This is a genomic window from Acinetobacter sp. 8I-beige (assembly GCF_902505955.1).
GTDB lineage: Bacteria > Pseudomonadota > Gammaproteobacteria > Pseudomonadales > Moraxellaceae > Acinetobacter > Acinetobacter johnsonii.
On the sequence record NZ_LR732790.1, the window covers coordinates 233,121 to 251,517 of the forward strand.

The 18,397-nt window shown below is 43.1% G+C and carries 18 protein-coding genes and 1 riboswitch; of the genes, 15 read left to right on the forward strand and 3 right to left on the reverse strand.

The window, feature by feature from the left end:
- Nucleotides 1-66: 66 nt before the first annotated feature.
- Nucleotides 67-194: riboswitch (TPP riboswitch) on the reverse strand.
- A gap of 68 nt (nucleotides 195-262) precedes the next feature.
- Entirely contained in the window at nucleotides 263-1,267 is a 1,005-nt protein-coding gene (locus GVX98_RS01135; protein WP_159127035.1) for a hypothetical protein, read from the reverse strand.
- A 328-nt stretch (nucleotides 1,268-1,595) separates the two neighbouring features.
- Here GVX98_RS01135 and GVX98_RS01140 point away from each other — a divergent pair, with 328 nt between their 5' ends.
- Nucleotides 1,596-2,924: a TolC family outer membrane protein gene (locus tag GVX98_RS01140; protein ID WP_004978609.1), complete on the forward strand. Its 1,329-nt coding sequence runs from the start codon at nucleotides 1,596-1,598 to the stop codon at nucleotides 2,922-2,924.
- Between the two features lie 89 nt (nucleotides 2,925-3,013).
- A complete protein-coding gene (gene phoU, locus GVX98_RS01145) occupies nucleotides 3,014-3,730 on the forward strand; it encodes a phosphate signaling complex protein PhoU (RefSeq protein WP_004692799.1) in 717 nt (238 codons plus the stop codon).
- Nucleotides 3,731-4,134: 404 nt separating this feature from the next.
- On the opposite strand, the gene GVX98_RS01150 is transcribed toward phoU, so the two are convergent.
- Both GVX98_RS01150 and argH read right to left on the reverse strand, forming a co-directional pair.
- Nucleotides 4,135-4,407: an oxidative damage protection protein gene (locus GVX98_RS01150; RefSeq protein WP_004978611.1), complete on the reverse strand. Its 273-nt coding sequence runs from the start codon at nucleotides 4,405-4,407 to the stop codon at nucleotides 4,135-4,137.
- A gap of 12 nt (nucleotides 4,408-4,419) precedes the next feature.
- Nucleotides 4,420-5,853, reverse strand: a complete 1,434-nt coding sequence (gene argH / locus GVX98_RS01155; protein ID WP_171503297.1) for an argininosuccinate lyase — start codon at nucleotides 5,851-5,853, stop codon at nucleotides 4,420-4,422.
- Here argH and GVX98_RS01160 point away from each other — a divergent pair.
- The 13 genes from GVX98_RS01160 (at nucleotide 5,844) to gph (ending at nucleotide 18,286) form a co-directional block, all read left to right on the forward strand.
- Nucleotides 5,844-6,998, forward strand: coding sequence for a sensor histidine kinase (locus GVX98_RS01160; protein ID WP_171503298.1), 1,155 nt, complete (start codon nucleotides 5,844-5,846; stop codon nucleotides 6,996-6,998). The genes argH and GVX98_RS01160 overlap by 10 nt on opposite strands.
- Nucleotides 6,999-7,049: 51 nt before the next feature.
- A complete protein-coding gene (locus tag GVX98_RS01165; RefSeq protein ID WP_004978616.1) occupies nucleotides 7,050-7,790 on the forward strand; it encodes a LytTR family DNA-binding domain-containing protein in 741 nt (246 codons plus the stop codon).
- A gap of 118 nt (nucleotides 7,791-7,908) precedes the next feature.
- Nucleotides 7,909-8,829 (forward strand): hydroxymethylbilane synthase, encoded by a 921-nt coding sequence (gene hemC, locus GVX98_RS01170; protein WP_005400986.1) that lies wholly within the window; start codon nucleotides 7,909-7,911, stop codon nucleotides 8,827-8,829.
- A 12-nt stretch (nucleotides 8,830-8,841) separates the two neighbouring features.
- Nucleotides 8,842-9,621 carry a uroporphyrinogen-III synthase gene (locus GVX98_RS01175; RefSeq protein WP_125280609.1) on the forward strand — a complete coding sequence of 260 codons (780 nt, stop codon included), beginning with the start codon at nucleotides 8,842-8,844 and terminating at the stop codon, nucleotides 9,619-9,621.
- Entirely contained in the window at nucleotides 9,618-10,460 is an 843-nt protein-coding gene (locus GVX98_RS01180) for a hypothetical protein (protein ID WP_159127037.1), read from the forward strand. The genes GVX98_RS01175 and GVX98_RS01180 overlap by 4 nt, the downstream gene beginning before the upstream one ends.
- 4 nt (nucleotides 10,461-10,464) lie before the next feature.
- Nucleotides 10,465-11,658: a heme biosynthesis protein HemY gene (locus GVX98_RS01185; protein WP_159127038.1), complete on the forward strand. Its 1,194-nt coding sequence runs from the start codon at nucleotides 10,465-10,467 to the stop codon at nucleotides 11,656-11,658.
- A 7-nt stretch (nucleotides 11,659-11,665) separates the two neighbouring features.
- Nucleotides 11,666-12,094: a thioesterase family protein gene (locus tag GVX98_RS01190; RefSeq protein ID WP_159127039.1), complete on the forward strand. Its 429-nt coding sequence runs from the start codon at nucleotides 11,666-11,668 to the stop codon at nucleotides 12,092-12,094.
- A 127-nt stretch (nucleotides 12,095-12,221) separates the two neighbouring features.
- Nucleotides 12,222-12,569, forward strand: coding sequence for an H-NS family nucleoid-associated regulatory protein (locus GVX98_RS01195; protein WP_171056712.1), 348 nt, complete (start codon nucleotides 12,222-12,224; stop codon nucleotides 12,567-12,569).
- Nucleotides 12,570-12,766: 197 nt separating this feature from the next.
- Nucleotides 12,767-13,477 (forward strand): type II secretion system protein N, encoded by a 711-nt coding sequence (gspN, locus tag GVX98_RS01200; protein WP_171503317.1) that lies wholly within the window; start codon nucleotides 12,767-12,769, stop codon nucleotides 13,475-13,477.
- Nucleotides 13,477-14,301 carry a type II secretion system protein N gene (locus GVX98_RS01205; protein WP_159127041.1) on the forward strand — a complete coding sequence of 275 codons (825 nt, stop codon included), beginning with the start codon at nucleotides 13,477-13,479 and terminating at the stop codon, nucleotides 14,299-14,301. The genes gspN and GVX98_RS01205 overlap by 1 nt, the downstream gene beginning before the upstream one ends.
- 39 nt (nucleotides 14,302-14,340) lie before the next feature.
- Nucleotides 14,341-16,701: a type II secretion system secretin GspD gene (gene gspD / locus GVX98_RS01210; protein WP_159127042.1), complete on the forward strand. Its 2,361-nt coding sequence runs from the start codon at nucleotides 14,341-14,343 to the stop codon at nucleotides 16,699-16,701.
- Nucleotides 16,702-16,788: 87 nt separating this feature from the next.
- Nucleotides 16,789-17,532, forward strand: coding sequence for an FHA domain-containing protein (locus tag GVX98_RS01215; RefSeq protein ID WP_004978636.1), 744 nt, complete (start codon nucleotides 16,789-16,791; stop codon nucleotides 17,530-17,532).
- Nucleotides 17,533-17,617: 85 nt separating this feature from the next.
- Complete coding sequence (gene gph / locus GVX98_RS01220) at nucleotides 17,618-18,286, forward strand: phosphoglycolate phosphatase (protein ID WP_159127043.1); 669 nt, start codon at nucleotides 17,618-17,620, stop codon at nucleotides 18,284-18,286.
- Nucleotides 18,287-18,397: the final 111 nt, after the last annotated feature.

Genomic DNA, 18,397 nt, shown 5'->3' on the forward strand with positions numbered 1-18,397 from the left:
GTTGATTTGGTGATACAAATGCAACGGATGTATTTCTACTGGAAATAGTTCAATGAAAGGCGTTCAGTTTTTAGATGGCTTGATTCCTACGCAGGTCTTAACCTGATCAGGTTCAACGGTACTCAGCTTCAAAACTTTATTGAAAAGTCTTAGCTGATCTCAGCGAGCAATTACTCGCGCTCCGTCAAGCGATGCATCATCTTAACATGCACTGTTGTTAAAAACAGCGACCTTTTTATTCAAAGTGTGAAAGGAGATCTGTTCAACGTTCTAAGCAAATGGCATCGCTTAAGCAGTCTTTGCCTTGATCGGGTTGGACCATACGCAGTTGAATAAAGTGCGCCAATTGTCTTTGTAATAGTTGATCTGCACCGAGGTGCTGCACATGAGCGGAAGCAGGCAAGATGATTTGAGCCGCTCTTTGTTCAGGGCTGAGCGCCACAAACTTTAAAAATAAGCGCGCTTGATCCGTCACTATTGAATTTTTTAATGCGGCAAGGCACTCAATTTCTTCCAAATAATTGCTTTGTACGGTATAGCCGTCGTAAACGCGTTGAGTATCCAGTCCGATAAACAAGAGGGTGCTGTATAGATTCAACAGATGACGTGCATCTTGGTGATAGCTACTTTTTGGATATTGCTGTAAGTAGCTTTCCCAATACAGCGCACGATCTGCAATTTCTTTGGCATCAATTTTGACCTGACTTCCAATCACGGCAGGGTATTGATTCTGTGTTGCCAGATGTTCAATAAACTCTTGCTCCGCGACAGGGAGATATGGCGCAAAAATTTTGGCTAAATACTCAGGGCTACGGCGGTAATGCACTTGTCCTTCGCCTGCATCAAACAATTCGACATAAGACTGTCCTTGATGTTTGATGAGGTATTGGTCACGAATGGTCAGTTGCTCAAAAAGACTTTGTTGAATGGTCGGATGCTGAGCCATTTCTAGGGCATAACTTTCAAAAGCGCGCTGCTGTTGCGGTGTACGTTCAACCGCCAAAAAGTCATGGTACATTTTATTGGATAAACCCAATAAATGCTTTTGTTGTTGAAAGCCGAGTAAAGGTAAACACAGCTTAAGATCTTGATTGATTTGCTCTAAAGCAAAAGTCGTACGTTGTGCATCTATTTCCGACATGTTTTTGTCAATTTTTTGGCACAAGTCGGTTAAGTCCAAGGTTTGAGTCGAAGACGCTTCTATTTGTGCAGGCTCTTGAAAGCTCACAGGTTCAGGTTTCTGACAGGCAGCCAGCAACGCGCACATGAAAATAAGTGCGTAAGGTTTAAGCGAAAATAAAGAAGAATGATTCACAGCGACTCGATCAAAAAACTCAGTTCAGCGACAACACAATAGAGAAACTCCTTTTCTCCATGCCTCATTTTATAGGGGGAATGGAATTTTTAATGTGTAGTATTGTGAATGAGTTTGTTGAACGGGCTGTGACACTATTTAATATTTACTTCATAATGAACAGATTAGTGCGCGCTATTGTAACCAGTGCAATAAAAAATATACGAAAAAAATGACAACTCGTTTTAGTATAGCGTTGCTCAGAACGAGGCCAGTGAGGCGGAAAGGTGGACCAAAAACAATGAAGATTAAATGTGTCCTAGCTAGCTGTGTGTTGTTTTTCGCGCCGTGGAGTCATGCCTTGGATTTGGTCGACGCTTTACAACGCGCCAAAGTCAATGATCCCAACTGGCAAGCCAATTTACTCCAATATGAGGCCGATCAACTCAATTTAGGCATTGCACAAGGCAATTTACTACCTACCATTAGTCTGTCTGGGAATGTGACTCGAAAAAATCAACCCATTGGGCAGGTGAGTTCTGTTCTTTCCATGCCTGATACGACCACCACCAAACAAGTGGCGATTACGGCGCGCCAACCCCTTTTTCGTTGGGATGCGTGGGAAGGATTGAAACAAGTCAAGACCTCCCTCAGTTTAAGTGAAGTCAATTTACAGCTACAGCGGCAGCAACACATTTTAGACGTGACGGAAGCCTATTTTAATGTACTGCGCCAACAAAGTTTAACCGCAGCCAATTTACAAGAAGAACAAGCCTTACTTGAACAACTGAATATGATGAATGCCAAACTCAGAGAAGGTTTGGTGGCAAAAAGTGATGTGAGTGAAGCTAATGCTCAATACCAAAGCGCACAGGCTAACCGCATTGCGACGCATGTACAACTGGTCTTGGCGCAGGAACAACTGGCGCAAATTATTGGGCCTTATCAAGAAAACTTGGCAGTGCTACGTGAAGACTTTCAGTTTCAAAAGCCTTATCCTGCAGAACTTTCAGCATGGACTAATTTAGCTCTCGCACAGAACCTAGGCATTCAGCAGGCACGCTTGCAACAGCGCTATGCTGAAGATCAAAAACGGGTTGAACAAGCTGCGTTGTATCCGCAAATTGAAGCCGTAGGAAGCTATGGTTATAGTGAGCAGACTCCTGAGAATATTATGTCGGCCAAAGGTAACTTTGATCAGATTGGTATTGAGATGAATTGGAATGTCTATACGGGGGGGCGAACCAAGAAGTCGATTCAAAAAGCCGCCGTCAACGTCAAAAAGTCTGAAGCTGAACTGGATGCCGCTATCCGTAAAGCCAATACCGAGGTGAAAAAGTCTTATTTGCAAGTGGAAACAGACCAAGCCAAGTTGCAAGCACGTAAAGCTGCCATGGAATCATCCAGCCTCGTCTCTCGTGCCTCACAAGAGCAGTATCAAGAAGGCTTAAAAGCCATGGTCGATGTTTTACTGGCACAGCGCAATGCCTTTTCGGCCAAGCAAGACTATGTCAATGCCAAGTATGACTACCTAATCAATGTCTTGCATTTAAAGGCATCTGTGGGTAAGTTGACTGAACAAGATATTCAAGAAATGAATGCATGGTTGGTGGACAAAGCACGCTTATAAAAGGGTCTTGTCATCAAATCTTCACAATTGCTATGCTTTAATATCGCTCAATCTTTAGTCCCTCATGATGTTGCTGTGGAGTACGTCCTTTGCCAAATAGTCCTGTTTTAAACCATCACATTTCTTCGCAGTTCAATGAAGATTTGCAGGATGTGAACACCAAATTTATGACCATGGGTGGTTTGGTAGAGCAACAAGTGGCAAATGCAATTCATGCGCTACTCGACACCGATGCCAACTTAGCGGTCGATGTTCAGTTTAAAGACAATGCGGTGAATCAGCTCGAACGTGAAATTGATGAAGCTTTGACGTTGATTTTGGCGCGTCGTCATCCTGCTGCGATTGATTTGCGTATGGTGATTGCGATGTCGAAAGCCAATACCGACCTAGAGCGTATTGGTGATGAAGCAGCGAAAATTGCTCGTATTGCGCAAAGCTTATGTGAAGACGGTGAATCTCCTCGCGGTTATATGGAAACGCGTCATATTGGCAACCAAGTTCGTGTCATGATTCATGATGCCCTAGACGCTTTTGCACGTTTAGATGCAGAACAAGCGCTACGTGTGATGATGGCCGATGCCGATATTGACCGTGAATATCAATCTGCAACGCGTACTTTGATGACTTATATGATTGAAGACCCGCGTCATATTGCCCGTGTGATTAATGTGATGTGGGTATTACGTTCATTAGAGCGGATTGGCGATCATGCGCGTAATATCTCTGAGCAAGTGATTTACATGGTGAAAGGTTTGGATGTGCGTCATACCAGTTTTGAAGAAGTTGAAAAACATATCCAAAAATAAAAAAAAGTGAATCTTATTTTTCAAGCACAACTTCGGTTGTGCTTTTTAATGGTTGCTTAATTTTTAGATAAAAAAAATCTCAGACTTTGGGGGAAATCTGAGACTAAAATCGGGGATATTTATCGTTATAGATAAGAGGTTTCCCTCTATCCTTGAATGCCATTATAGGAAAGATGTTTTTCTGCGTCATGTAGGTTCTTGTAGTGTAATGTTGAGTTTTGCAATGGTTGTGTAGCGCTATGTTTACACTTAATTATTTAGATACAAATAACGGCTTTATAGCGTAATTGGGTCATCAATATGTCATCTATTTGGGGGTTGGTCATCCCTGTGCTTAGATAGAACATTGTATGAATAAAAAGAAAAGCCCCGATGTTGGGGCTTTTCAAATGTGCAACGCTTTATCACGCCTCAGGCTTTAAGCCTTCTGCTTTTTCTAAGCTTTCATCATTGTTAAAGAACTTCTCACGTTGTTCTTCAAGAAACTTTTTCGCATCAGGTTCAAACACATTTAGGCGTTTTTCATTGATTAAAGTGGTTTGGTGCTTTAACCATTCTCCCCAAGCTTGCTTGGAGATGCTTTCAAAAAGTTCTTGGCCTTTTGCGCCAGGGAAAGGTGCAAAGTCTAAACCTTCCATTTCTGTTTGATATTTACGGCAAAAAACTTGTCGAGTCATATCTAGACGTCCTTATTGAGCATAAAGTTTTTCTAAACGCGCATGGGCACGTTCAATTGCAGCTTCGACTTGCGCAGGTGCAGTTCCACCAATATGGTTACGTGCATTGACTGACGCTTCAAGGGTCAGTGCCTTTTCAAACACATCCGCTTGAATTAAGTCAGAGAACTGTTGAAGTTGTTCAAGAGTCAATTCAGAAAGATCTTTTGACTCTTGTACACCTAAAGCAACGGCTTTACCCACAATTTCATGTGCATCACGGAAAGCCACGCCATTTTTTACAAGGTAATCAGCCAAGTCAGTTGCCGTTGAGAAACCACGCAGCGCTGCTTCACGCATGATGTAAATGTTTGGCACCAAAGCAGGAATCATGTCTGCAAAAGCCATGAGCGAGCCACGCACGGTATCAATCGCATCAAACAAAGGTTCTTTGTCTTCTTGGTTGTCTTTGTTATACGCCAACGGTTGACCTTTCATGAGTGTTAATAAGCTCATCAAGTCGCCATAGACACGACCTGTTTTACCGCGCACTAACTCTGGAACATCTGGATTTTTCTTTTGTGGCATGATTGAAGAGCCAGTACAGAAACGGTCTGGAATGTTTACAAACTTAAACTGTGCAGACGTCCAAAGAATCAGTTCTTCTGACATGCGTGATAAGTGCATCATGATCAGAGACGCCGCAGCATTGAATTCAATACCGAAGTCGCGATCAGATACTGCATCGAGTGAGTTTTCAGAAACGGCTTCAAAACCCAGTAACTCTGCTGTAAATGCGCGGTCGATTGGGTAAGTGGTACCCGCAAGTGCTGCTGAACCTAAAGGCATACGGTTAGTACGTTTACGGCAGTCAATGAGACGCTCAGAGTCACGCACTAACATTTCAAACCATGCTAGTAGGTGGTGACCAAAAGTCACAGGCTGTGCTGTTTGTAAGTGGGTGAAGCCTGGCATAATGGTATGCGTGTTTTGAGCAGCAATACTCAAAATACCTTTTTGTAATTTTTTTAGTAATTCTAAAATGGCATCGATTTCATCGCGGACATAGAGGCGAATATCGGTTGCCACTTGGTCATTACGGCTACGACCTGTGTGGAGCTTTTTACCTGTGATGCCAATCCGTTGAGTCAAACGCGACTCAATGTTCATGTGCACATCTTCTAGGTCAATACGCCATTCGAACTGACCCGCTTCGATTTCAGCTTGAATGGTGTTTAAGCCATTGATGATGTCATCGCGTTCTTGTTCAGTCAGAACGCCAACTTTTGCAAGCATGGTCGCATGAGCAATAGAACCTGCAATATCTTGTTTATAAAAGCGTTGGTCAAATTGTACAGATGCTGTAAATTCAGCAACAAAGGCATCAGTAGCTTCAGAGAAACGACCGCCCCACATACCCGAAGTTTGGGCTTGTGACGGATTTGAGGAATTAGAAGATGTGGTCATGTCGGCTCAATAAGATAAAAAGCGGTAGAACTCGCATGAGTATAACAAATTCAAGACAACTTGCCGAAGTTCAAGATGCGCAAAGTTTAACTTCCAGCATGGCTAAGCCAAATATCTCTTATTTATTTAGTAAAATCGTGCAATGGCCGCATTTGTTGGAATTATTTGTTGGTGGAAATTTGTTGGCTATGCTGTTGGCTTTGGCTGAAGCGCAGTCTTGGTCGGCTTTAGTATTTGAGCATGTACTAGCCTATATGCTGTACATTAATTGGGTTTTACTGTCTTTTGCTGCGCTAATGCAATATGGACAAAAAAAGTTGCAAGATTTGAGTCTGGGTATGACTTTATTGTCAGGCTTTTTTCTATTGCAGATCATTGTGTTGATGACCACGCTGAGCCTTAATATACTGATCTTCTTTGGAGCTAATTTTAGTTTCAATGGTTTGACTTCAGCCATCTTATGGAATGATGTGGCTTTGCATTTGGGTTATGGTTTGCTGTTGGGAAGTTTTAGCTTTCGTTATTTGTACCTAAGAGAACAGTGGTTTAGGCAGCAAAATAGTGAGCTGAATGCACGGGTGCAGGCCATGCAAGCCCGTATTCACCCGCATTTTTTGTTTAATAGTTTAAACAATGTGATTTGCCTAATTGCGATTGACCCAGATAAAGCCGAACAGATGTTGCTCAATCTATCGCGTCTGTTTAGAGCCAGTTTCCAAGAGTTAAAACTGGTCAAGCTCAGTGATGAAATTGAGTTGTGTCAACGTTATTTGGCGATTGAGCAAATTCGTTTGGGGGATCGTTTACAGGTTGAATGGAAAATCGAGCATGCCGAATTGTGTAAGCAGGTACAAATTCCACTCTTAACTTTACAACCTTTACTTGAAAATAGTATTTTTCATGGTGTTGAAAAATTTTTAACTAAGAGTACGATAAGTGTACTGATTGAAATATTGCAAAATCAAGTTAATATCGTCATAACTAACCCATTTACAAAGGAAACAATTCATAAACGACAAGGACATGGTATTGCCATTGAAAATGTGAAGCAGCGTCTAGAGGCCTATTTTGGGCGAACTGTGAGCTTTCAAACCTATGCAGGGGAGGGAATGTATACCACTGTTGTGCAGTATCAATATAAATAAGCCGCAGTGAACCTATAAAAATAAACAAGGTGACTGTTGGGGAGGAGATAAATGGACATCCTAATTTGTGATGATGAGCCTTTAGCAATCGAACGTTTGTCTAGATTGGTGAGTCAGCTCGGACATCAAGTGGTGGCAACAGCCTCACATGGTCAACAAGCAATTGAATTAACTCAACAATATGAACCTGATGTGGTACTTTTAGATATTCAGATGCCAGAAATGGATGGTTTGACCTGTGCGCATTATTTGCGTCAGCTTGAGCCGATGCCTGCTTTGGTATTTTGTACAGCTTATGATGAGCATGCGCTCGATGCATTTAAGTCACATGCTGAAGGTTATTTATTAAAACCAGTGATGCAACAGGAATTGCAACAGGTGCTTGGTCACCTCACTAAATTAACCCAAGCTCAAATGAGCGAGATAAAACAAAAAGAAAATATGGACGAATTTAACGTAAAGCGACATCAAATCGCAGCGAAAACCTATCGTGGTGTGGAATTGGTTCCCATTGAAAATATTTATTATTTTTTGGCGGATCAAAAATATGTCACGGTACGCCACAAAAACGGCAGTGTCTTAATTGATGAAACCTTAAAAGACTTAGAGCATGAGTTTGGGGAGGCCTTTATTCGTATTCACCGTAATGCCTTGGTTTCAGTTCACTTTTTAGAAGGGCTTGAAGTGGTCAACTCTGGGCAGTATCAAGTGCGTTGCCGTGAGTTAGATGAGCGCCTAGCAGTGAGTCGACGGCATTTACCGGGCTTGCGAGAGCGCTTACATAAGCTTTAGCACGCCAATTAAATGGCTCTGCTGCTGATGAGACGGGGGTGCTTTGGGCTGAATACATTTCCAATGGGGTAAATTCAGTTTAAGATAGTTTCATTCTTATTGGCACATACTAAAATTTATGAAAACCCTAAAGATCGCTACTCGACAAAGCCCGCTTGCTCTTTGGCAAGCTGAACATATTCGTGCTCGTTTAGAAGCACTGCATGCGGGGCTCACAGTAGAGTTGGTGACTTTTGTTACCCAAGGGGACAAAATTTTAGATACGCCATTGGCAAAAATTGGTGGCAAAGGTTTATTTGTCAAAGAGCTTGAAGCAGCTTTGTTGGATGGTCGTGCTGATTTGGCGGTGCATTCGATGAAAGATGTTCCGATGGCTTTGCCTGAAGGTTTGTCGCTGGCCGTCATTTGTGAGCGTGAAGATCCTTTAGATGCTTTTGTGTCGAATAGTTATGTGAGTTTTGATGCATTGCCACAAGGAGCAAAGGTCGGCACTTCGAGTTTACGCCGTAAATGCCAAATTTTAAAGCAACGACCTGACCTAGACATTATCGACTTACGAGGCAACGTGGGAACACGTTTATCTAAGCTAGATGCGGGTCAGTACGATGCTATTATTTTGGCAAGTGCTGGATTAAAACGCTTGGGGTTGGCAGAACGTATCTGTCATACCATTCGACCAGAGTTGAGTTTACCTGCCGTGGGTCAGGGCGCTTTAGGGTTAGAGTGTCGTGCAAATGATCAAGCGGTATTGGATTTAATCCATCCTTTATTACATATAGACACTGATACCTGTGTTCGCGCTGAACGTGCTTTCAATGCTTATCTTGAAGGTGGATGTCAGGTACCCATTGCAGGCTATGCTACTTTAGCAGACAACCGCATTCAGCTCGAAGGGCGTGTGGGGAGTGTCGATGGGCAAACGCTCCTCAAAGCACAAGTGGCGGGTGATGCCGCTGAAGCTGAGCATTTGGGTGTTGTCCTTGCACAAGAGTTATTGGCTCAAGGTGCAGGCGACTTACTCAAAGCCTTTTATCACTAATATGTCTTAACGATGCTGTTTATTAATACGCGCCCTGTTGATCGCGCGGCAAGCCTCACTCAAGCACTAGCGCAACAGGCTGTTGAGGTCTATCCATTGCCGTTACTGGAGTTGTTGCCTAGAGCATGGGATCATGATCTGGCACGCTTGTATCAGCAGTTAGCGCACACCCAAGTGATTGTGGTGGTTAGCCCCAGTGCTGTGCAGTTTGGTATGGCACATTTGCTGCAAAGCGGTTTAACGGTGTCCGATTTACAGCATATTCAATGGATTGCAGTCGGACAAAAAACAGCGCAGGCTTTGGCTGAATATGGTTTGGACAGTGTGGTGCCTGAGGTGGAAACCTCTGAAGGGATGTTACAACTGCCTGTTTTGCAGAACTTGGCCAGTGATGCGAGCATTGCGTTTTGGCGAGGAGAAGGTGGGCGTCAGTTTATGATGGACACCTTAATGCAACACGGGCGTCTTATACTAAACTTTGTTTTGTATGAGCGTCGCTGTCCAAATGAAACGATGCAGCAACAGGCTGAACTAATTCAATGTTTATCAGAACATAATCACTACGTCGCACTGATCAGCAGTGAGGCTAGTTGGCTGAATTGGTTAGCTCTGCTGGACTCAAATATTCAGCTCCTACAACAAGGACACTTTTTGGTGTTGGGTGAGCGTTTGGCACAGATCTTGAAGCAGTATCAACAGCAAATGCATGTGCCGTTTAAAATGAGTGAACTGAAAGATTTAAAGACAGCCACGATTGTACAGTTGTTACAAAGTGAGCAAGGGAACGCATGAAGAAGATTCTTATCATTGTATTGATGGCTGCATTGGCGTGGATTGCGAAGCTAAGTTATGACGTGTGGGGGCTGAGTACACAGCAAGCTACTTTGCTCAATGAAATGCACCAAATCGAACAGCGCAGCGCCAATTTGAACGATCAAGTCGTGGCTATGCAGCGTCAAAAAGAATCGTTGAAACAAAACCCTGCAACAGTGAATGCGATGAGTAGTCAACCTGCCGAATTGGTGGTTGAGGGCATTGATCCAATTTTGTTTATTAAGCAACAACTGGACTTGGTTGAGTTTGCCTTAAAGCAACAGCAGTATGTGGTGGCCACCGATAAGTTGGCTTTTTTAGATATGCAGCTGGAAAAATATAACTTGGCTGTGGCGTTGAAGCAAAGTTTGCATCAGGTCATAGCGCGAGATATGCAAACCATTCAGAAGTTTGTGGCTGAGCGCAATGAGCAGCAAGCGCTGATTAACCGTCAGCTGCAACAGATTGATCAGGCTTTAAGTCGAGAAATACAACAACCTCAGTTAAACACCACGCGCGATACGTCCGAATCCTTTTGGAAGCAATGGTTGAGGCTCGAACCTGCGCAAGCACCTGCAACAACGTTAATGCAACGACAAATCGTGCTTAAAGAAGCTCAGTTACGCTTATTGTTGGCACGCCAAGCCTTAGCTTCAGGGCAATATACTGAATATCAAAAAGACTTAACTGAAGTGATGCTGTTGATCCAACAACTTCCTGACCCTAAAGCCAAAGAGCTACTGAAACAACTGAATAAGCTGAAAACATTGGTGGTTGTCCCAACGCCTATTTTAAGTACGCGTGCGTTGTTGGGGTAATGGAATGAAACAAATACTGATTGCTTATGGTTTGGTGAGTTTAATTGCAATTGCTGCGTTGAGTGTCTTGAGTTATGGGCATGGTGCAGGTTATGTCTACGTGTTTTGGCATGACTGGCAGTTGCAAACCAATCTCTGGATCGTATTTATTGCGCTAGCGCTGCTCAGTTTTAGCTTGCATTTGGTTTGGTTGGGGCTAAAACGCTATCTCAGTCGAGAAAAACGCAAAGCGGAAACTGTTTTTGATTTTAAAAGTTTGCATCCTTATGAACAACTGGCTGTGATTTGGTTGTTGGATGCAGGCCGAGATCAACAAGCCTTTATTCAAAATGCCTTCGCGCAGTCGGGCTTGCTCAAAAGTATTATCGATGCACGTTTATATCTGATGCAGGAGCAGTTCCCTGAAGCCTTAAGCGCTTTGAGCCAAAGCAATGCTATGGCCTTTGAGTTGGCTGAACTGCAACGTATTGAGCTGTTCTTAGCACAAGAAGATGCAGAACAAGTGTTAACCCATCTTGAGTTTCTCAATCAACATGAACTTTCACCTTGGCTTAAAGATGTGCAAACCGCTTATGAAGCGTGTTTAAAAGAGCTATGGGGGCGTTTTGCGATTCAGTTTCCATGGCTGTATTTACGCTCAACCCAATATGGTCATTTAGATCAAGATGTGAAAAAAGCATGGCTGAAGCGTTTGTTGATAAAATTTGATCAAGCCAATTATGAAAATTTAGAGGATTTAAAACAACGTTATTTGGACTTGTCTGATCAGATTTTCAGCCGCAGTTATGATGTTCAACTGCTGTGGCTTAAGTTATTAGCACGTATGCCAGACATGAGTGAACAGCACGAACACTTGTCGATTTATTTGCTCAATCAGCAGTTTAATTCGGAAGTATTTTATTTGTGGTTCCAGCAGCAACTTTTGAAACAGCAACCCGATTATGTGGACTTGCAGCAACACATTGAAGCATGGGAGGCGAAGTATACGAGTGTGCCGGTTTTGAGTTTTGCCAAGTGGCATATTTATACTGCTTTAGGCATGCAAGAGCAGGCAGATGCGTTATTAAGTTTATATCCAGATAATGTATTAATGAACTATTTAAGAATCAAATCGACTTTAAATGGTGATGAAGATTTAATTAAACAGTTAAATTTAATTTTTGAAAATAATGCAAATTTTGTAGAAATGAAAATATAGGTGCATAATGCAGAGCGTTTTAGATTACCCATTGGTTTATACTCAACACGTGGCTTGGGGAGATATGGATGCCTTTGGTCATGTTAATAATGTAATGTATTATCGTTATGTTGAAAGTGCTCGTTTGGCTTATATTGAACATACGGGTATTTTATCTGCTGATGTGCTAACTGTTGTTGCATTAAATCAGTGCAAATATTTAAAACCAGTATTTTATCCAGACCAATTAAAAATTAGTGCGCGTATTGAAGAACTCAGAAATAGTGCATTTCGTATGCACTATTTATTATGGAGTGAACAGCAACAAGCGTTAGTTGCGGAAGCAGAAGCGGTCATTGTTTGCGTCGATAAAACCAATATGCAGAAAACATTAATTCCTGAACTGGTGCGTCAAAAACTCAAAGAATTTGAGTTAACGGTCGGTCACCAAATATAAATATCTTTTTATTTATTTTAAAAGTCGCTAGACTATATAAATACTGTCTAAGTATTGTTGTTTAAGTCATGGATGAGTTGAGTCTTTGGTCTAATCAAAATATTATTAAATAGGCTCAGTAAATAAAATGTTGGTTAATGGAGTTAATGTAATGCCAGATATTAGTAATTTATCCGTAGAAGAGTTAAAGCGTCTACAAATCGAAGCGGAAGCTTTAATTGCATCTAAAAAAGATCAAGCAATTGAAGATGCTTATACCCAAATTAACGCGATTGCGGAAAATGTAGGCTTAAGCATTGAACAAATTTTAGAGTTTGGCGCGACTAAGCGTAAAAAAGGCACACGTAAGTCGGTTGAACCGCGTTACCGTAACAAAGGCAATGCTGCTGAGACATGGACTGGCCGTGGTAAGCAACCACGTTGGTTAGTGGCTCAGTTAGAAAAAGGTGCGAAGCTTGAAGATTTTCTAATCTAAGTCATCACCTTGTCACAGATGTGACATAAGCTCAAAAAACCAAGCATCATCTGCTTGGTTTTTTTTATAGTTAAAGTTTGGTGTTGTTGTAAAATTATGCATAATGTCTATCAAAGAAAGACAAGAAATGAAGCAAGGAAGAATAATTGAAAGTTCGTGGTGGGAGAATCACAAAACCTAAATACATCACGTGGTGGATGTTTGCAGTCGTTGCCTTTTTAGTTTTTGTTTTGCTGCAAATTCCTGCGGCATGGCTTATTGCAAAATTTTATAAAAACAACCAAGTTTTACATAACGTCAGCGGTAATATTTGGCATGGACAGGCCGATTGGCAAACTGGAAAATTGCGTGGAACTGTGCTTTGGACTACCCGACCTTTAGATTTGCTGCTCCTTCGTGCAGGGGTCAATCTCGAAATTTATAGTGCCAATACCAAGCTTGAAGGCGTTTTGGCCTATGGGTTTGGAAAAAAAATAATGGTGCGTGATTTAAACGGACAAATTGCACCCGAAACGTTAAAGTCGTTGGCCAATTGGCAATGGCCGAGTAATGCGATTCAGTTACAAGAAATTGATTTTAATTATAAAAAAGAGCAGGGATTTGACCAAGTGGATGGGGGGATACAATGGGCAGGCGGCGAACTCATGTATATCTTTGCGCAGCGCCCACAACAAATGCAGATTCCATCGTTGGCGGGTCGTTTGTCGCAGGAGCAAAATAAGCTGATGGTCGATTTACGCGATCAACGACAACAAAAATTGATGAACCTGACCATCGACCCAAGTCTGATGTTAGATGTGCAATTAACCCAGCGTCTTATGTTGAATGTCCCGTCATATCAAGGCAAAGCAGGCCTAGATAGTTATGTGGTGAGTTCACGTCAGCCTTTACTTAGTGGGGGCTTTTAATGGGTTTCGAGCTGCAAAAATTACCAGAGTTAAATCTCAAACAGTTTGAACGTATAGCACCACTGTGCTTAATGCTTTTGATCTTGGCACTATGCTGGAAGTTGGCTGGCTTATTTTGGCTTTGGGTGGCGCCACCACAAGTCATGCAAATGCCACGCGTTGAATTGGGTTCGCAGCAACCTCAAGTTCCGAATATTACCAATTTTGCGTTATTTGCAGAGCAAAGTAAGAATCCCGCAGATGATCAGCTCAATTTACAGCTACAAGGGGTGGTGGTTGGACAACCCAGTCAGTTCTCATCTGCTGTGATTAAGGCAAATAATGTGGCAGAGCGTTATCGAGTGGGGGAAAACATCGAAGGCAGCGCTTATTATTTGGCAGAGGTGTATTGGGATCGCGCAATTCTTAAAAATAACAGTGGGCAAACCCGAGAATTGTTCTTTCAAGGGATTGATAATTTAGATCAGCAAATTGTGCCCCCATCAACAGCACCCGTTGCAGCGCCTGTTGTGAGTCAAGAGCAGCAAGCATTAGGCCAAGCAGTACAGAACTTACAACAAGATCGTGAGCAATATTTAAAAGATTTGGGTGTAAATACCAATAACACAGGGCAGGGTTATCAAGTCACTGAGCAAACACCAGCTGCACTGCGAAGCCGTTTAGGCTTGCAGGCTGGGGATCAAATTATGTCTTTAAATGGTCAAACGATCGGACAGGGGCAAAACGACGCGCAGTTGTTAGAACGTGCGCGCCGTGAAGGACAAGTAAAAATAGAAGTGAAACGTGGTGATCGTATCATTACGGTACAACAGAATTTTCAGTGATCGAACATCACCAATATTAGTTAGGAATGACTTGGATTTATGGCTTTATTGAATCACCGCCCTGTTTGGGCACTGACAATCGCAGCGCCTTTGCTTGCCATGGTGAGTACAGCCAGCTATGCACAAACATGGAAAATTAATCTGCGCGATGCGGACTTAACTGCATTTATTAATGAAGTTGCGGATATCACTGGGAAAAACTTTGCAGTTGATCCACGGGTACGCGGCAATGTCACGGTGATTTCAAACAAAGCGTTGAATAAGCAAGAAGTCTACGACTTGTTCTTAGGGGTCTTGAATGTCAACGGTGTGGTCGCGATTCCTTCTGGTCGGACCATTAAAATTGTGCCTGACAGTAATGTCAAAAGTTCTGGCATTCCCTATGATGTTCGTCACCGCGCCACAGGCGATCAGGTTGTGACGCGGGTGATTTGGCTGGAAAACACCAATGCCAATGACCTGATTCCTGCACTGCGTCCATTGATGCCGCAGTTTGCACATTTATCTGCGGTGAATGGCACCAATGCACTGATTGTGTCTGATCGCGCCAGCAATATCTATCAGCTTGAGACCATCATCCGTAATTTGGATGGGACGGGACAAAATGACATCGAAGCGGTGTCGTTGCAGTCGAGTCAGGCTGAAGAAATGATTGGGTTACTAGAAAGTATGAGCGGAACGGGCTCGATCAAAGATTTAAAAGGTTCCAGAATACGGATCATTGCAGATAACCGTACCAATCGGATTATTCTAAAAGGGGATACCGCGACGCGTAAACGCATTCGCCAAATGATCGAGATGCTGGATGTGCCTGCTGCGGAGCGTTTGGGGGGCTTGAAAGTGTTCCGCTTAAAATATGCTAGCGCTAAAAGCTTATCCGAAATTTTACAAGGTTTGGTCTCAGGGCAGGCTGTTAATTCTAGCCAGTCTAACGACAGCAATAACAATAGTAATTCGAGCTATAACCAAAGTAATAGCTCGAGTGAAGGTTCATCTTCACAGATTTCTACCCCAAGTATTAACTTAAATAGCCAGTCCAATCGCAATCAGAATAACATCTCCAGCTTTAACAGTAATGGGGTCAGTATTATTGCCGATAGTTCGCAAAATGCATTGGTGGTCAAAGCAGACCCTCAGTTGATGCGTGAAATCGAGTCTGCCATTCAGCAGTTGGATACCCGCCGTCAGCAAGTCCTAATTGAGGCGACTATTCTCGAGGTGGAAGGTAACGATGCCGACCAATTGGGCGTGCAATGGGCGATGGGTGATTTAAGTAGTGGTGTTGGGATTATCAATTTTGACAATATTGGTTCGAGTCTCAAAAGTATTGCTGCGAATTATTTAACGGGTGGCGGTGCGGGGGCTGCAAGTGCAATTGGCGCGGGTGGTTCGTTAATCCTTGGGGATTATAAAGAAGGCAGTGATGGCTCGCGTCAGTTATATGGCGCGATGATCCAAGCGTTAAAAAGTAATACCAAGTCGAATCTGCTGTCTACACCATCGATTGTCACTATGGACAATGAAGAAGCCTATATCGTCGTGGGTGAAAATGTGCCCTTTGTAACAGGCTCAGTTTCTACCACCTCTTCAGGTACGGCTAACCCCTACACCACCATTGAACGTAAAGATGTAGGGGTGACGCTTAAGGTGGTGCCGCATATTGGTGAAGGTGGCACCATCCGCTTAGAGATTGAACAAGAAGTCTCGGATGTCAAAACCAATAAAGGTGAAGCGCAGGATTTGGTCACCAGTAAGCGTGCGATTAAAACCTCAGTCTTGGCGGAACATGGCAATACCATCGTTTTAGGTGGCTTGATTTCAGATAACACATCTTATTCACGCCAATCGATCCCAGGTCTTGGTGCAATACCAGGGTTAGGGCGTTTGTTCCGTTCAGATGGCAAGTCAGATCAGAAACGCAATTTGTTGGTTTTCATTCATCCGACGATTGTGGGAGATGGGGAGTCTGCACGTCGCCTTTCTCAGCAGCGCTACAGTCAGCTTTATAGTTTGCAGTTGGCCATGGATAAAGATGGTAGCTTTGCCAAGTTGCCTGAAAATGTCGATGATATCTTCCAACAGCGTTTGCCTGTGACATCAACCAAACCGGCCTTGCCACAATCGTATCAACAAGTGCCAAGCAGTCCAACCACAACGCAACCGATGGTTGAAACAACGCCTGTGGCCATTGAGCCTGCGATTCGTAAACAGCCGATTGCTAGTGTTCCTAAAAATACCACCTCGCGTCAGTTATACCCAAGGATTCATTCTCAGATTGGCTTGAACTTGATGATGCAAAATGTTCAAGGTGCTCGTGTGGCACACATGGCACAGGTGGTATCGACAAGCTATTCCATCCCTGGGCGATATACTGAGAATATCTCGATAGGTTCAGCCTAGCTGTCCTGCCATTCATCTGCGAGGGAAGGTGGAATGGTAAAGAATATTCTCTGTGTTATCATAAATCAGCACATAGAGAGATAAGTCATGACTTGGAAAATACAAGCAATTACTGGCGAATTAACGGGTCAGGAAATTAGCATTGATCGTGATATGTTGGTCGGTCGTCATCAAGCAGCGGATATTTTATTACAACAATCTGAAATTTCGCGTAAACATGCGGCCTTTTTACTGAAAGACCAGGCTTTGTGGCTACAAGACTTGGGTTCTTCAAATGGCACATATGTGAATGATGTGCAAATTGCGGCAGAAACGTTGTTGAAGCAGGGTGATATCGTCCAGTTTGCAAGCTTAAAGTTTTCGGTCTTTGAGCCTGCGAAAGCGTTAGAAGACGTGGTGGAATCGGTAGAGGCGGCAACTTTGGGTGCAGCTGTGGTTGAAGCGCCGATTAGCCAGCCATCAGAAGCGGTAGCTGCTTCAGAAACGGCTCAAGCGGAAGTGAGTGTTGATGCGCCTATTGTTGAGCCAGAACAGCCGAAAACGGCAGCACAGCATATGAGCGATCAGGGTATGCCTGAGCTAAAAGAACGCGATGGTAATGTGAGTTTAACGCGTGACGGTATGCCGCAAAATGTCGGTATTCCGAAACCCGCGCCTATTCCTGCAGGGGTGGATTTGACTGCGCCTAGCGTGCCTCAGGTTGAGAACAACGAGGCTCCAAAAGTACAGGTTGAACAAGAGGCTGAAACTCAGAAAAATGCCTCGCTGGGGTTAATCTCGATTATTGTCTTGATTATTTTAGCGATTATTGCTTGGCTGATGTTCAAATAAAATGCAGATCACACTACAATCAAGGCATGCACAAGCATGCCTTGATTGTTTTTGGGCAGTACATGATAAAAATGAGTGAGGGTGAATGAATATTGCAAATGTGGCACAGCGAGAGGTTTTACTTTTCGATTTAGATGGAACTTTGGTGGATTCAGCAACAGATTTGCATCGTGCGATGAATATGAGCCTGAATGCTTTGCAGCTGCCTACCGTTACTGAAGCGCAGGTGCGGGTCTGGGTTGGGAAGGGAACAGCGCTGTTTTGTCAAAGTACCTTGCAACATTTAACAGGTAAAGTTGATCCTGCCCAGCAACAACAATTGTTGGAGACGTTTTTAAAAATTTATAATGCCGACCCATGTGTGGAAACTCAGCCTTTCGACGGCATTCTTGAGTTTTTAGAATGGGGCTTGGCACAAAAGAAAACCATGATTTGCGTGACTAATAAACCTGAAGCGCCTGCACGTGCTATTGTCGATCATTTAGGCATGACCCATTATTTTGCTGATGTCATCGGCGGCGATCGTTTCGAAGAGCGCAAACCGCATCCGCGTCAATTGTTACACTGTGTTGAGCAATATGCACAAAGCAAAGATCAGGCCTTAATGATTGGGGACTCATCCAATGATGTTGAGGCTGCACGCCGTGCGGGTATTGATTGTGTTGTGGTCAGCTATGGCTATAATCATGGTGAAAATATTTTAGACTGTCAGCCACAGCAAGTGGTGGATAATCTGTGTGAACTGATCGGGTAACTTTGCAAACGAAGGAATGAACATGAGTAAACATATGACTTTTCGATGGCGAAACTCCAAGCACTAATTTTAAAAAACTGATCACGCCATATTGAAAAAATAGAGAACACT